This window comes from Rhizobium grahamii CCGE 502, from assembly GCF_000298315.2.
In the GTDB taxonomy this organism is placed as follows: Bacteria; Pseudomonadota; Alphaproteobacteria; order Rhizobiales; family Rhizobiaceae; genus Rhizobium; species Rhizobium grahamii.
In genome coordinates this window covers 1-14,366 of the sequence record NZ_AEYE02000037.1, presented here as the reverse complement: position 1 = coordinate 14,366, position 14,366 = coordinate 1, and the positions used below count along the sequence as shown (strand labels likewise).

Below are 14,366 nucleotides of genomic sequence, written 5' to 3'. Positions count from 1 at the left end.
GTTTCCGCGGAAAGGGGTGATGCCGAAAAAGACACGGATCAGTCCTTAGATTTCTGGCCGAACGCTGCCCGGAAGCAAGGGGCGACGCCGGCGGGGAAAAGTTATTCGAACTCGGGCGCAATTCAAGGAAAATTTTAAGTTTCAAAGGTCTTGCGGCGCCCGAGACGGCTTTGTCATCAGCGGCTCGCTGCTAGACTTTCCTTTTCGCAAGAATCTCGCCCAGCACTTTATCGAAGCGGGCGATTTCCTCGGGCTTGTTGTAGTGGACGAGCGAAACACGAATGGCGCCGTGTTCCATCGACAAACCAAGCCGGTTCATCAGCCTTGGCGCAAACATATGACCGTCGCGCAAGCCGATACCGGCTTCTCCCATATCAGCGGCGATTTGCTGCGGCGTCACACCTGGAATGTTGAAGCAAATGGTCGGAACGCGCTGGGAAAGCCGGTCTTCGTCAGAGATCCCATAGATTACTGCACCGTGCTTTTTGAGGACGGCAATCATGTCGCGCGACAGCGTCAGTTCATACTCGCGGATTGCGCCCATCGCGGCCGCGAGCGCCTCGCGGCGCGAATGACCGGTGCCTGGAAGGAAACGACGACCGAGCCCCTCGAGGTATTTCACGGCAGCGTTCATGCCTGCGACGTTCTCGTAGGTAAAGGTCCCGACTTCGATCTTGTAGGGCGGGACATCGGGGATGAAGTCTTCCTTGAACGTCGGAAGCCTGCAGAGCGCGTCATAGCGTCCCCAAAGGAAACCCATGTGCGGGGAGAAATTCTTATACCCGGAACAGACCAGGTAGTCGCAATCCCACGCCTGCACATCAATGAGGCCGTGCGGGCCGTAGTGGACGCAATCGAGAAATACCTCGGCGCCGGCGGCATGGGCGAGTTTTCCGACGGCCTCGACGTCGACAATGGTGCCGATCGAATGCGCCGTCACGGTGCAGGCGACAAGGCGGGTCCTGCTGTTCAGGAGCGGCTTCAGATCCTCGACGTGCAGTGTGCCGTCTTCTCGCATGCGCCACCAGACGACTTTGGCGCCGTCTGCTTCGAGCGCAAGCCAGGTCGCGATATTGGCGTCATGATCCATGTCCGTGACGACGATCTCGTTGCGCTCCTGCAGCATTTTGGCAATGCCGAGGCTGACGAGGCGAATGAAGGACGTCGCGTTGAGGCCGAAGGAAATTTCTTCTGGGCGATAGGCGTTGACGAGGAGTGACACGGTTTCGCGGGCCTCGTCGAGATTGCGATCGACGCCCTGGCTGTGCTGGTATTTTGCCATGCGCTGGACATTGAAGTCGACGAGATGGGTCGCGACCGCGTCAACGACGGCCTGCGGGACCTGAGCGCCACCGGCATTGTCGAGGAAAATAAAGTCACCGGCCTTCTCAATTGCAGGAAACATGGCGCGGACCTCATCGACCGGGAAGCCACTCCGGACTGCAACACTCTTGGGGGATGCCGATAGGCTCATGATCGCTCCTGCAATTCACTGTTCCGAACGACCGTCTTGATGAATGGCGGCCTTGGTTTTGATCATTTGATCACAAACCATTTTAGAGTTCAACTAATTTTCGGAGCTCGGTCGCTCAGCCGTCAGGGCGCGGTCCAGGCGCCCTTGTCGCCGCAGTAGCTTCGCAGCGTCTCGTGCGTATGCCGGATGTCGTTTCCGATGGCCTCGCGGGCTGCAGCGAAGTTGCGAGCCTTGATCGCCTCTATGATGGTACCGTGCAGGCCAGCCGGGTCCAACTCGCCTTTCTCTATGAGTGGCGCTACCGCGCCAGACAGCAGCCGCATGTAGGGACCGAGGCGCAGCCACAGCGTATCGATCAACTGCAGCAGCACCTCCGATCCCGAGGCACGGTAGATGATGAAGTGGAACCGCTGGTTCATCTCGATGAGTTCGTAGACGTTCTCGCGTGCTGTTGCATGCTGCTGCTCGACGATCGATTCCAGCAGCGCGATGTCGGCAGATGTCAGGCGTGGGCCACCGAGTTCGGTGGCTAAGCCCTCGACGGCGATCCGGGCGCGGGCAAGATCATCCAGCCGGGCAGCGGTCACCGGCGGAATACGCGCAGATCCGTTTGGGGCAACCTCGACAGCATTTTCAGCCGCAAGCCGGCGCAAGGCTTCACGAACCGGCATGTTGCTGGTGCCGAACGTTTCTGCGAGCGAGGCAATCGTCAAGGTCTGATCGGGATCAAACCTGCCAGCCATAAGGGCATTGCGCAGCTGCTGGTAAACTGCCTCCTGGATTGTCGTCCGCGATGAAACAGGGCCAAGGGCCATTCGCACTATCCTATTCTTTCTGCGATAGAGTTTTGGAGATCGATCCTATCCACGCGCCAAGGCGTTCTTCAAGCGCCCGTCGATAGTCATTGCCTGTACCCGGCCTGAGCAAGCAGCGGGAGGACGCGATCGCAGAAGAAGGGCAGCTCCTGCGTATAGTTGACGAAGGAAAGCGCGATGCCGGCGTAGCCCTGCTGTGAGATGGCAATCATCTGCTCAGCTATGTGTTCGGGAGTTCCGACCAGCGGATAGCTGCCGGCACCGCCGGCAAAGCGTTGACGGTAGCGATCGTAAGCCTCGCGATCATGCGATTGCGAGAACTCCTTCTTGCCGGCCATGTGGGTATCGACTGCCTCTTGGTCGGCCATCTCGACAGCGTAGCGGTGATAATACTCCTCCGCCTCGGTCTGCGTCTCCCGGCAGACGATGTGACACACTGTGTAAACGCCGACCTCGCGGCGGTGCCGTTCGGCGCGGTGGCGGATATCGGCCACATGTTTTCCTGCTTCGTTGATCTCCGAGAAGGTCGTAAACAGGTAGTCGCAGCTCCTCGCTGCAAAATCGCGTCCCGGTCCGCCAAACGCTGCGTTCATCGTCACTGGACGTGGCATTTGCAGGCTGGCTGGACGGCTGATGGCCTCCTTCAGTTTGTAATAGGTGCCATCGTAGTCGAACGGTATATCCGACGTATAAGCACGCTCCAGCACCTGAAGCCACTCCTCCGCCTGGTCATATCCCTTCTCGACCAGCGACGTGCCGAACATGGCAAATTCCTTGGGGTTCCATCCGCAGACAATATTCAGCCCGGCCCGGCCATTGCTGACGTGGTCAACCGTTGCCAGCGCCTTTGCCGCGTAGAGCGGGTGGACAAGCGGCACATGCACGGTCATGAACAGCCCGATCTGCTTGGTGGAAGCCGCAAGGGCGGCTGCCCAGGTGAATGTCTCGAAAGACCATTCGCGCACCCGGTTCTTGCCCCCGAACCCGCGCCAGCGGGCGATTGGAAGCAGGAACTCCAAACCGGCGCGATCGGCGATCTGTGCGGCGGTGAGGTTGTCGGCCCAGCTGGCAGTCCAGCGCTCCGGGACGTCCGTGATCGCAAGGCCGCCATCCGCGTTTGCGGAGAAAACGCCGAGCTTGAGGCGGTTTGCCCCTTTGAGCGGATGGTGCTTCACGATAGTCCTCCCTCTGTCCACGCAGCTTTTGCGCTGCCTGGCTCTCAGCTTGACCATGTTTTAGGCTTGAGAGCAAATTGCTTTATGTCTAAACCTTTTTTATGGCGCTTGGATTCTGGATGGGAGATGCTGAAATGGATGATTTTCGCACGAAGTGTCTCGAACGCGCGCTGCTCGTCGGCACCTTTTCGGCGATCCCGCATCCCGTCGCCGTCGAGGTGATGGCGCAGTCCCAACCAGATTTCATCTGCATTGATTGGGAGCATGCCCAGATCGGACGCGAGCGCATCGAGGATCTCGTGCGTGCGGCCGATGTGCATTCGGTTACGGCGATGGTGCGTGTTCCCGGCCACGCGCCTGAGGCAATCGCAGCCGTCCTCGATGCCGGCGCGGGAGGCGTCCTCGTTCCCAGGGTTTCGACCGCCGAGCAGGCAAGGGCTGCCGTCTCTGCCACTCGCTACCCGCCGATCGGCAGCCGCGGCGTTGGCCCCGGCCGGGCGGCGGGCTATGGGTACCGCATCCCGGACTATCTGGCGAAAGCCAACGAGACACTTGTGCTGGCGATCCAGGTCGAGACCGCCGAGGGACTGGCCAACATCGAGGATATTGCCGCTGTTGAAGGGGTGGATTTGATTTTTATCGGTCCCGGCGATCTGTCGGTTTCCATCGATGCCATGGGCCCGGCTGGCAAGGACAAGCTGGACCGGGCGATCACGACGATCACCTCAGCGGCGTTGCACGCGGGTCGCGCGGTGGGCATCTTCCGCCCGTCGCCCGCCGATGTCGGCAGATGGCGCCGGGCAGGGATCAGCTTCTTTGCTCTCGCCAGTGACACCATGTTTCTCGGTGCGGCGGTTCTCGATAGCCTGGATGCAGCCCGCAAGGCCGGCTCGTCGAGCTGACGACACGCGTGGTTACAAGCTTCCCCTTGCTCGACATGCTGGGTCTCTTCGGCCGCAGCCTATGCATAGCCTGGCAACCCGCCAGCCACCGCTATAAGGCAAGCCGTTCTCTGCAGATTGTTTCCACGCTGGTCTGCAAGACCTTGACGCGCTCAATCAGCCAGGCGAGTTCCTCGTCGGTGATAGTGTATTTCGACGAATATCGGGCTTCCACATAGGCCCGTGACAGCAACTCGAAGCAGCGACGGGAAAACCGGCTGTCGCGGGGCCAAGCATCTACCAGCCTGAGATCCAGACCCTCAGCCTGAGAGCGAAGAACCTTCAGACGATGAGATTTGGGGCTGTAGAGCGTCAGTGTCAGCAGGATACTATGGTACGATTTCTCGGTCGCTTGATGAAGATTGAAGGCGGCATGACGCGGTACACCGTCGGCCATGCTGGTTTCGGCGAGCTTGACCGAATGCCGAGCTAGCTCGAACCATTCGTCGAAATACTTGCTTGCTTCATAGTGTTGCTCCTCCGCCGTCAGAGGCTTCGGCTGCGCCAGCGAATGACCGGGCTGCTCGTAGAGGACAACGCCGTCCCTGGCGATATCGACGAAGAAAGGCCGACCGCGGGAGAGCTGGTCGTTGACATCGGCCAGCGTGTGGATGATCGGCACGACCGGTGTTTCGATACGATGCGCGATCTGCTCCTTCAAAAGCTGTTCTTCAATGCCTTCCCAGAGTTCCTGCTCTTCTGCAAAGGACTTGCTGTTGACGACGATCAGGAGATCGTAATCTGAACGGTAGCCGCTCAGGTGATCCTCGACCCAGTCGCCACGGGCGTAGGAGCCATAAAGGAGGACCATCAGGATCTTGCCGGCTTGGCGTTTGGCCGACAACTTGCTCGCCTGGAAGCGTTCGACTTCGGCAAACAGGATCTCGAGGATGCGCGCCAGTTCGCGCCGCTTCCTGTCCGGCAGATGTTCGATATGGTCGGTCAGGGTCAAAGCTGCGTCAAAGCCTTCAGTCAGAATCGTATCCATGGTAGCGGCTCCGTTACGATTTCGCACCCAAACCTTTTACGGGATGTTCATCTAAAATGCAATCATAGGATGCGCTGGTAATGCCGTACATCCTCATGCGAACAGGCGAGTAGCCATTCTGTCCCGGTCGGTTCCGGCTATCGACTTATCTGTCTTTAGGGGGAGTCCGTCCAGCCAATTGGGTCGGTCTCGAGCGAGCGCGCCAAAACCGCGCAAGTGACCCAGATATCAAGATGGCTGCTGCCATCTTGATGGCAAAGCGTTGTGAGCCTATATCTGCTGTAAAGGAGATTCTCACAATGGCTGCACCACAACTCTCCGTCCGAAGCTCCAAGGCAAGGGATCTGGCTCACCGGCTCGCTCGACGTGAGAATCGTTCGATTGCGGAGGTGGTCGAACGTGCGCTTGAGGCCTACGAGACACGCGAGGCGGGCCGCGAGCCAGCTGCAAGTTTCTACCGGCGCGTCAACGCGCAAGCTGCCACAGATATCGATCTGGATTCCATCATCCGCGAAAGCCGTCGTCCTCACCTGGGTATCGAGCTTTGATATTTCTCGATACGAACGTCGTCTCGGAGACATTGCGGAAGGACTCTAACGAGGCTGTTATGGCCTGGCTGGTTCGGTTCGATGCAGAATTGGCATTGCCGACGGTGACAGTCGCTGAGATTGCTTTCGGCATTCAGAAGATGAGGCCAGACCAGCGGGCCGAGCGTTTGGAGCAAGGGCTGACGGAATGGCGTCGCCGGTTTGCCGATCGGATGTTTGGTCTCACAGAAGAAGCCGCGCTCGCCTACGGCGAAATCATGGGGCAGGCGGTTCGTCAGGGACAGGCGATGTCAGTACCCGATGCAATGATCGCTGCAATAGCGCGGGTGAACGGAGGGCGCTTGGCCACGCGCAATGTCAGGGACTTCGACACGACAGGCCTCGCCCTCGTGAATCCGTGGGATTTCTAAGCTTTCTAATGGGTTAGCTTGCATTGGCGCAATTGCGACGCTTGTTTTCTGCGGAGAATACGACCCCGGTGCCAATGCGAAGGCAGCTTTTCTACCCCGGCTCATCCTTGCAACGAGAGATACCGAGTTAACGCCCTCCAGTCGAATCGTCTCATAGCATCCGCGCGGCATTGCCGGTGCGTCGGGTGACATCGTTGTAGTAGCTCGACGCCTGCTGCACCGACCGATGGCGGGATTGCTCCATCGCCTCTATGAGGGGAATGCGGCGATTGGCGGCCTCCGTCAGATAGCCTGACCGCAATCCGTGCGCTGAAAACTGTAGGGGGTCGAGTCAGGCCATAGCCGCGCGCTGCTTGATGATGGCGTTGATCGATTGCGGGTCGAGCGGACGTCGAGACAGCGTTCCCCAGCGCCCGATCCCCCTGAAGACGCTGCCTTTGTCAATTTTGGCCGCCGCCATCCAGGCAGCGAGCGCCTCCACCGGCCGGCCGGTGAGATAGACGACCTCGTCCTGCTCGCCCGACGTCGTCTTCGTACGGCCGAGATGAATGGCCAGCGAGGGGAGGGGAGGGCCGTCCTTTTGCTCGATCGGCGCCTCGGCACTCAGCTGCTCGACGCGAAGCGCGGCGATCTCGCTGCGCCGGCGGCCGCCTGAGTCAAAGGCAATCATCAGGATCGCTCGGTCGCGCCGATCGCGCAAGCTGTCGCTCTCGCAGGTGGCGAGCAGTTTCGCAAGCACGTCAGCGGTGACCGCCTTGGCGCTTTTGCGGCGCCGGTGCCGCGGCGCGGCGCGCACGGCCAAGCGGATGGCCGCCTTGAGGGGAGGGGACGTGAAGGCGCCTTCGAGCCCACGCCAGTGGGTTAAGGTCGACCAGCTCGCCAGCCGCCGGCGCACCGTCGCCGGTGCGTGCGGGCCTGCGGCCTTGAGAAAGCCTTGGCTTCGAAGGCTGTGATCGACATCGGCCGGCATGCCATGATCGGGATCGGACGCCCGTCGCTGCGGGTCCCAGAGGTGATGGGCGACGAACTTCAGCAGCAGCGCTTCCGGCGCCGGCCAGGGCAGCGGGCTACCCGTCACTGCCAGAGACCAGGCTTGCAGGTAGGCAAGATCTGAGGTCAACGCCCGCAGGGTGTTTTCGCCCATTCCCTCGTTGACGAGATGGCGCAGGGTCTCGATATCCGCGTCAGTCAACAGCTCGGCAAGCTCGTTGCGCCGCTCGATCGGCAGGACCGCGGCGATGGTGTCGAGTGCACCGGCGCGGCGATCGACGGTATCGCTGGCCGGACGATCAGTCGCCATGGGCAAACGGACCGAGGACGCTGACGCCTTCCCGGCGCGCTGCCGCTGCCAGTTTGCGGTCGAGCGTCGCCAGCGGAGCGCTACGATTGACGACGAGGGCCAGATAGGCAGCATCGTAGGCGCTGAGCGTATGGCTGGCGGCCAGCAGGCAGGCGCCTTGCCCGTTCCATTCCGACCAGGGCGCCGCCAGCGCCGATGCGACCGCGGCGCTCGGCCATGGCAAGGATGTTGCGGATCTCGAAGAAAAACAGCGACGGTACGGGGCAGGGGGCAGTGATCGCGGCGATGATGGTCTCGGCTGCTTCGCTGTATTCCTCCGGCAGCAGCCAGGCCGCTGCGAGGGAGGCATCGATGACAAACGCCATCAGCGGCGCCCCTCGTCCCGCCAGGACATGACCTCGTCATGGGCCATCGGTTGCACCTTGCCGCGTGCTGCACGCACCTCGTTGACGAGCAGCTGCAGGTCGGTCTCCTTGCGGATCCGCGACAGCCGGGCGACCGGATCATTGCCGCGCGAAATGACCACCTCCTCCCCAGCTTCCACTCGAGCGAGCAGTTCGGACAGGTGAGCCTTGGCTTCGGAAATTTTCACAATTGTTGTCATCGCGGTCGGCTTCCAGGCTGGCTCAAGCCATAAAAATAGCGGCCTCGGAGAGGTCTGTCGATCCGCTTGATTAGGCGGAATCAATCTCGTTGGGATAATTCAGTTTATTGCCTGCCAGGATCATTGGAATTTCCGTATTCGCCGGAATTACCCGTTACGGACATGCAAGGTTAGCGTAATCAATCTTTCAAAGGGAGAGGTGTGACGCAGCTTAAAGGCTGATAAGACCGAACAAAGGGTACCGGACACAAGAAAAATGACCAGAGAAGAAATCCTTAGCTACTCTCAAGCGGTTTGCGACGTTAATATGAGGGCTGCGGCCACTCGGCCGGGACCGCTGAGTACGCCGACCGGTGCTTAGGGCTATCTAGTTGCTGCGAAGGTTCGCGTTAATCCAATCGGATACATCCGTGACCTTAATGCCTTCGCGTACGTTGAAAGTGCTGGCCTTGTCCCATGCCATTCCGCGCCCGATGCCAAAGGCTGCTCGGTATTTGCGCATCATGTTTTGGGGGTCATTTGCCAGTTCTTCCATAAGAGCTGGAACAGTCCATTCGGACCTGTTGAAGGGCCGGTTCAAACCCGCCTCCAGCTTTTCAGCGAGCTCGCCATAGGTAACGGTATCACCTGCCAGGAAGACAATTTCGTTGCTGATGGTCGGCTCGTAGAAGACGATCTCAGCAGTGAGTACGCCGATGTCGTCGGGCGTCGTCACCGTGACAGCCGTATCGAAGCTGCCCAAGGCTTTCACGGCGTTCTTTTCCAGATCAACAACACCGAATTCCGGCTCGAAGAGATAGCTCATGAACATGCCGGTGGAAATGATGACCCATTCGGTCTTATCCTGTGAGCGCAGAAGTTCCCGGACATCAAGCTGCGCGTCGAAGATGTCCTGCGGACCGCCTCGACCGATCGCCTCGAAATCGACGCCGAACTGCCAAGGGAAATAGCGCGGTATTCCGGATTGCAACGCCGCCTTGGCGAGTTTCATCGGGGTGTTGATCCCCGCCGCATAGCCCGTGCAGCCAATGACGGTATCGTACCGTGAAAACAGGGATGCCAGCTCGTCGATTGAGCTCTTCACCAGATCGCCTATGACGATCTCTATGCCCAAGTCACGGGTCTCGCGGACGTCCCGCTGCTTTGTCGGCGCGCTGGACTCCACGGCGCTGGCGCGCAGCAGGACGCTTATCTTTGCTCCTTCGATGACCTTTGCGCGGCTAGCCAGATTGCGCAGGACAGGCATCCCAAGCTCACCTGCACCGAGCACGAGGATGTTGCGTGATTTTACGCCGGAAACGAAGTCATTCATTTTTCAAGCCTCTTTCAAATCGAATGAGGCCTCTAATTGGCGATATTGAATCTCAGTAAAAGAAGGCACACGGATGATACTCCATCGAAAACGATGACGGACAGCGATCGGTTGTGTTTCTCTTTGTCGAGTGACGGCATGTCTTCTTTGGACGACAGCAGCCATTTTCGGTAGAATGGCGTCCAAGACCAAGCGTCTTTCACCTGTCATTCTTGGGGAGCATCCTGACATCTGCAGCAATTGACCAAGGCGAAGCCGACACGTTGGCGAGGAAGCCCCAATGGTGCAAACACCTGACAAGATGCTCAACAGGGAGACAGCTTGGCAAAAGGCTGTGGTTCGCGAGGCCGTCATTCGGCCCCTCGCGTTCGAAAAGAAACTGAGCGCCGCGGAGAGATTTGCCGCGTGCCGGGAGTTGGGTCTCAAAGCCACAAGGTTCTATCAGCTGCTCGGTCAATTCCGGCGAAAGCCGGTGACCAGTTCATTGCTGGATGAAACGCCTGGTCCGAAGAAGGGAAGGCGGCTGCTGTTGTCGGAGCAGGAAGACGCAGTCGGCTGCGCCATCCAAGAAATTTATTGCCGCCGCGAGCGACCGACGATCACCGCCGTCCATGATCATGTCCGGTTCATTTGCCGTCAGCGAAACATATCTGCGCCCTCCTGGAAAGCCGTGAAGGTTCGAATTGATCGTTCCGGCCAGAGGAAGTTGGCCAAAGCCCGAGAGGGTGCTAGCGTCGCCCGTCAGCAATACGTGCCGGTTGTCGATGAGTATTCAGTCGGGCACGCGCTGGAAGTCGTGCAGATCGATCACACGTTGGTCGATCTCTTTGTTGTTGACGCTGTAAACCGCCAACCATTGCAGCGCTCTTGGCTGACCTTGGCGATAGATGTCGCCAGCCGCATGGTGGCCGGCTTCTATCTGAGCCTTGAGCACCCATCGTCAACATCTGTCGCCCTGGCCATCCGGCACATGGTCTTGCCAAAGGCTTCGTGGCTCGTTGAGCGAAACGTGGTCGGCGATTGGCCCGTCCATGGTTTGCCCACCGCCATTCATCTCGACAACGCTCGGGAGTTTCGGGGAAAGGCGCTGGCCTGGGGTGCGGCCGAACACGGCATCAATCTTATCCATCGACCAGTTGCTCGCCCAATGCCCTGTCTGCTTCTCTACGGCGATACGGGTATGGGAAAGACCAAGATCATTCGAAAATTTCTTCGGGATCACCAGCCCATCTTCGATCGTGGAACGGGTGTGACGAGCATGCCGGTCGTGGCGATGCAGATGCCGGCCGAACCCGTCGAGCGCGATGTCTACGGTGAACTCCTCAATGCATTGAGTGCACCAGGTCCAAGTGGAGACGCGACCTACCGACTGAAGACCACGTGCCGGACCTTGATGCGAAGGATGGGGGTACGGATGCTGATCATCGATGAGATCCATGCCATGTTGACGGGGACATATCGGCAGCAACGGGTCTTCCTCAACGTAATCCGCTTTCTGGCGAACGATCTGAAAGTGCCGTTGATCTGCGCAGGCACCGATCTCGCCCGACAGGCGTTGTTGACGGATCCGCAGCTTGCAGAAAGGTTTGAGGCCTTTCACCTGAAGCGCTGGTCCAATACGCCGCAGCTCGCCCAATTGCTCGCAAGTCTCGGGAGCATACTGCCTCTACGCAAGCCATCACAGCTCGGGACCGCAGCGTTGCGTCGCAAGGTGTTGGATATGACCGACGGCGTCACGGTGCGAATTTTTCGCTTGATCGAGACAGTTGCCGTCGAAGCCGTCCGAAATGGCAAAGAGGCGATCACCTTGGAGAGCTTCGACGGTGACAACTTGATCCTGCCGCTTGTTGCGATGGCGCGGCGCACTGAAGGCCGCCTGCAGCGACGTGCAACCCAGTGAGACCGGTGCGGCTGCTGGCTTTGGCTCCACGGCCCTTTGAAGATGAACTCCTAAGCTGTTGGCATTGGCGGGTGTCGAGCCATTATTCTTGCTCACCTCGGCAGGTGGAAAACTGGATAAGTGGGGGCTCGGTAGGCCCTAACCCGCATCTCTTTCGCCACGATGTTTCGGCCGACCAGCCCGCAACCCGTTTATGGGCGCTTGCCTGTCGCCTGCGTCAAGTCGATCTGGAGCGGCTGTCTTTGCAAAATACCGGGCGCAGCAGGGCTTCATTCGTGAGCGACCCCGCCCATCGAGGCGTTTGTCCGACATGCCTGGATGAAGACGCAGAAGAGGGGAGGGATCACTATTGCCGGCGATCTTGGGCATGTGTCGAAGCAGTTGCCTGCCCCCGCCACAAGAGTGGCCTCGAGATTAACTGCAGTGGGTGTTTCCGTAGTGGTCTGTTTCAGTTTCGGTCCACACCTGTTGGCGTTGTCAGACTGTTTTGCCCGTGATTGCGATGCGATTGTCTCGGCGCGGAGGTTCCCGCGCCGCGATCAAACAGACCTGCTGCAGGTTGCTTCGTTGTAGGCGAGGCTATCGGCAAGGGTGGGTCGGAGTTTGAACGTATCGACGCGGCAAGCCGCTTTCTCTGGTCGCCTCGGCCGGAGGGGATGCCATACATCGCCGCGCTGGGCTTATCACTGCCTTATGGTCAGCGGGCGTCAGTCGCGAAAGGCGCGGCGCCGCTGGCCAGCCTTCCACCGGCATGGCGAGCTGTAACCATTACGACCATTGCCAACCTCCTCTTTCAGGTGGCTCCCAAAACGGTTCCGCTCTCTTCCTCCGTTCGCGAAGCCTTTCGGCAATTCGAGCAAGGGCCGACCGAAGAGTGTCATCAGGCACCTCCACCAACGCGGGCGGCGTCAGTCGTGAATCTCCGTGCGGAAACCGAATACCGGCAGTTGGCACGCGGCATTATCCAAAGCGAAGGCTGGAAATCTTTGCCATCCAAAGCAGGGCGCGCAAGAAACCGGGCAATCGGCAAGTTGATGCTCCGCGCCCTCAATGACGAATGAGGCCAAACCGATGTGCCTCATCCAGCAGGTGGCGAACAGAGGAAGGCTGCCATTTCCGCCCACCGCGCGCCGGCCGCTCACCCATTTGATCCAGTTGGGCGGCAATATCGCGCAGTGACAGGCCGGGATCAGCAATGGCAATCGCTGCAACGAGCTTCATCAGGTGATCTTCCGGGGCACGACGGGGCGAGCGCGCCAGAAGCTCGGGATCGGCCAGCTTCTCGCGGACCATCCGATGCACTGCGCGGCGCAGCCGTTCGACCGTCCAGTCATGGCCCCGGCGATTGAGTACCCGGACGACATTGTCCCAGCTGTGTTGGGGCCGCAGCTGCCGCACCATCGGCAGCCAGGTTTGGGCGGAGGAGATCAGCTCGTCGAGATAGAGTTTTTCTCGCGCCTTGGACACCGCCTTGATGGCTTCCGGTCTCCGCTCACGAAGTCCGGGATTACCCGGCAGCTTGCCGCGGGCTTTTGCCGCCTTGATGCCTGCCTTGGTTCGCTCGGCGATCAGTGCACGTTCGAGCTGGGCGACCGCTCCGAGAACCTGCAGGGAGAACATGCCCTGTGGTGTGGACGTATCGATCGGATCGCGGATCGACCTGAAATGAACACCGCGCTCTTCAAGGTCCTCGATCACCTGCAACAGGTGGCTGACAGAGCGGGCGAGGCGATCTAGGCGGACGACGACGAGCACATCGCCGGCAGTCAGGTCTCCGAGCAACCTTGTCAGCACCGGTCGAGCTCGTGATGCGCCGGATCCGTGCTCCTGAAAAATCCGCTCACAACCGGCGGCGCGCAACTCGTCCATCTGCGCATCATGGACCTGATCGTCGGTCGAGACGCGGGCATAACCGATAAGCCGTTTGGGGCTCGGCGCTGGATTGGCGGCATGCCGTTTTGCCATGTTTTTCTCGTGCGTTTTTCAGGTGCTTTGTACAGATAAAGAATGCGTGAGAAAATAGTCCTTTGCAAGCGTGTTTTACGCACAAAATGGAGCCTCGTGGGACTCGATTCTGGCCCGCGGATGAGTATTGGGGCGGGCGGGTGGCATAACCCGCGTCAGCGAGCTCCAATGGCTGAAATGCCTGAAAACGAGCGGATCTAGGGGAGGAGGGGAGGGACAGGGACGCCTTCTGCGAGCCCCTCGCGCCCTTTCCGGCGAAGAACAGCAGCTAAACCGGCCGCCTGAGATGAAATCGTCATCGATAGCCGATCATTATCGATGGTTTAGACAGCCAACCCGCAATCATAGGCGGCAACGGAAGCAATCGGCAATATCGCTTCTGGTTAATGGTGCCTTTACTATAATTTCAGAGAGTTATAATGCCGGTGATTGCCGGCCAATGTCCGCGGCGGCGGTACGTGGAGCAGATTTGGTGGCACTGGCGGTTCGTTGGGCAACGTCGCTGAGTGCGGCCAGTCCGAGCGGCTGCGGAGGTCAGGCCCGAGCGAGAATGATCGCCGGCAACGGCGGGACGGCGTGACCTTTGCCAATGCCGAGCCGGTCACCGAGGAAGTGGTAGAAGGAAAGCCCCAACTTCTGGCACGTCTTCATCAAGCCGAGCATGACATCGCGCGCAACACGTCCATCCTCGCTCATCGTACCGCCGGAGATCTTCCGCTTCGTGACAAACGTTCGCAGGTCATTCTCCGATGCGTTGGTGTGCAACGGAATATCGGGATGTTCGAGGACCTTCAGCAGCTCATACTTTCGTCGATGCAGCCGTTCGAGCAACTTGTCGAGAGCCTCATACCCGGTGCGCAGGGTAAAGATCCTGTCGAGACGTCGTCGGAACGCGGGAGCGGACTGAGGGTAAGGATTCTGCTTGTAGGCTTTC

14 protein-coding genes and 2 pseudogenes are annotated in these 14,366 nt (G+C 59.5%); 6 read left to right on the top strand and 10 right to left on the bottom strand.

Annotation, left to right across the window (positions count from 1 at the left end; all coding sequences use genetic code 11):
• Positions 1-190: 190 nt before the first annotated feature.
• The 3 genes from RGCCGE502_RS31580 to RGCCGE502_RS31570 form a co-directional block, all read right to left on the bottom strand.
• The gene (locus RGCCGE502_RS31580) at positions 191-1,474 is read right to left on the bottom strand and encodes a cysteine desulfurase-like protein (RefSeq protein WP_016558297.1); all 1,284 of its coding nucleotides are present in this window, start codon (positions 1,472-1,474) and stop codon (positions 191-193) included.
• 122 nt (positions 1,475-1,596) lie between these two features.
• On the bottom strand, positions 1,597-2,289 hold the full coding sequence (locus RGCCGE502_RS31575; RefSeq protein WP_016558296.1) for a GntR family transcriptional regulator: 693 nt from the start codon (positions 2,287-2,289) through the stop codon (positions 1,597-1,599).
• A gap of 86 nt (positions 2,290-2,375) precedes the next feature.
• A complete protein-coding gene (locus tag RGCCGE502_RS31570) occupies positions 2,376-3,467 on the bottom strand; it encodes an LLM class flavin-dependent oxidoreductase (protein ID WP_040676121.1) in 1,092 nt (363 codons plus the stop codon).
• 131 nt (positions 3,468-3,598) lie between these two features.
• Between RGCCGE502_RS31570 and RGCCGE502_RS31565 the strand changes: the two genes are divergently transcribed.
• A complete protein-coding gene (locus RGCCGE502_RS31565; protein ID WP_016558294.1) occupies positions 3,599-4,366 on the top strand; it encodes an HpcH/HpaI aldolase family protein in 768 nt (255 codons plus the stop codon).
• Between the two features lie 91 nt (positions 4,367-4,457).
• Here the strand turns inward: RGCCGE502_RS31565 and RGCCGE502_RS31560 are convergent, their stop codons facing one another.
• The gene (locus RGCCGE502_RS31560; RefSeq protein WP_016558293.1) at positions 4,458-5,393 is read right to left on the bottom strand and encodes a HEPN domain-containing protein; all 936 of its coding nucleotides are present in this window, start codon (positions 5,391-5,393) and stop codon (positions 4,458-4,460) included.
• A gap of 299 nt (positions 5,394-5,692) precedes the next feature.
• On the opposite strand from RGCCGE502_RS31560, the gene RGCCGE502_RS31555 reads away from it, so the two are divergent.
• Together RGCCGE502_RS31555 and RGCCGE502_RS31550 are read left to right on the top strand one after the other, a co-directional pair.
• Complete coding sequence (locus tag RGCCGE502_RS31555; RefSeq protein ID WP_016558292.1) at positions 5,693-5,941, top strand: type II toxin-antitoxin system VapB family antitoxin; 249 nt, start codon at positions 5,693-5,695, stop codon at positions 5,939-5,941.
• Entirely contained in the window at positions 5,938-6,351 is a 414-nt protein-coding gene (locus tag RGCCGE502_RS31550) for a type II toxin-antitoxin system VapC family toxin (RefSeq protein WP_016558291.1), read from the top strand. Before RGCCGE502_RS31555 ends, RGCCGE502_RS31550 begins: the two co-directional genes overlap by 4 nt.
• Positions 6,352-6,502: 151 nt before the next feature.
• Here the strand turns inward: RGCCGE502_RS31550 and RGCCGE502_RS31545 are convergent.
• From RGCCGE502_RS31545 to RGCCGE502_RS31530, 4 genes and pseudogenes are all read right to left on the bottom strand, one after another.
• Positions 6,503-7,651: pseudogene (locus tag RGCCGE502_RS31545) on the bottom strand (tyrosine-type recombinase/integrase).
• Positions 7,641-8,016, bottom strand: a pseudogene (locus RGCCGE502_RS31540) (type II toxin-antitoxin system VapC family toxin). Before RGCCGE502_RS31540 ends, RGCCGE502_RS31545 begins: the two co-directional pseudogenes overlap by 11 nt.
• Complete coding sequence (locus RGCCGE502_RS31535; RefSeq protein ID WP_016558288.1) at positions 8,016-8,255, bottom strand: type II toxin-antitoxin system Phd/YefM family antitoxin; 240 nt, start codon at positions 8,253-8,255, stop codon at positions 8,016-8,018. Before RGCCGE502_RS31535 ends, RGCCGE502_RS31540 begins: the two are co-directional and overlap by 1 nt.
• Before the next feature lie 367 nt (positions 8,256-8,622).
• Positions 8,623-9,567 carry an aromatic alcohol reductase gene (locus RGCCGE502_RS31530; protein ID WP_016558287.1) on the bottom strand — a complete coding sequence of 315 codons (945 nt, stop codon included), beginning with the start codon at positions 9,565-9,567 and terminating at the stop codon, positions 8,623-8,625.
• A gap of 280 nt (positions 9,568-9,847) precedes the next feature.
• Here RGCCGE502_RS31530 and RGCCGE502_RS36060 point away from each other — a divergent pair, with 280 nt between their 5' ends.
• The 3 genes from RGCCGE502_RS36060 to RGCCGE502_RS31515 all read left to right on the top strand — a co-directional run bounded on the left by RGCCGE502_RS36060 (position 9,848) and on the right by RGCCGE502_RS31515 (position 12,528).
• Complete coding sequence (locus tag RGCCGE502_RS36060) at positions 9,848-11,467, top strand: TniB family NTP-binding protein (RefSeq protein ID WP_016558286.1); 1,620 nt, start codon at positions 9,848-9,850, stop codon at positions 11,465-11,467.
• The gene (locus RGCCGE502_RS39135) at positions 11,464-11,964 is read left to right on the top strand and encodes a TniQ family protein (RefSeq protein ID WP_081647340.1); all 501 of its coding nucleotides are present in this window, start codon (positions 11,464-11,466) and stop codon (positions 11,962-11,964) included. The genes RGCCGE502_RS36060 and RGCCGE502_RS39135 overlap by 4 nt, the downstream gene beginning before the upstream one ends.
• A gap of 159 nt (positions 11,965-12,123) precedes the next feature.
• Positions 12,124-12,528 (top strand): hypothetical protein, encoded by a 405-nt coding sequence (locus tag RGCCGE502_RS31515; RefSeq protein ID WP_016558285.1) that lies wholly within the window; start codon positions 12,124-12,126, stop codon positions 12,526-12,528.
• Here the strand turns inward: RGCCGE502_RS31515 and RGCCGE502_RS31510 are convergent.
• Together RGCCGE502_RS31510 and RGCCGE502_RS31505 are read right to left on the bottom strand one after the other, a co-directional pair.
• A complete protein-coding gene (locus tag RGCCGE502_RS31510; RefSeq protein ID WP_016558284.1) occupies positions 12,515-13,432 on the bottom strand; it encodes a recombinase family protein in 918 nt (305 codons plus the stop codon). The genes RGCCGE502_RS31515 and RGCCGE502_RS31510 overlap by 14 nt on opposite strands.
• Positions 13,433-13,966: 534 nt before the next feature.
• On the bottom strand, positions 13,967-14,366 hold a 400-nt coding region (locus RGCCGE502_RS31505; RefSeq protein WP_016558283.1), incomplete at its 5' end, for an IS66 family transposase.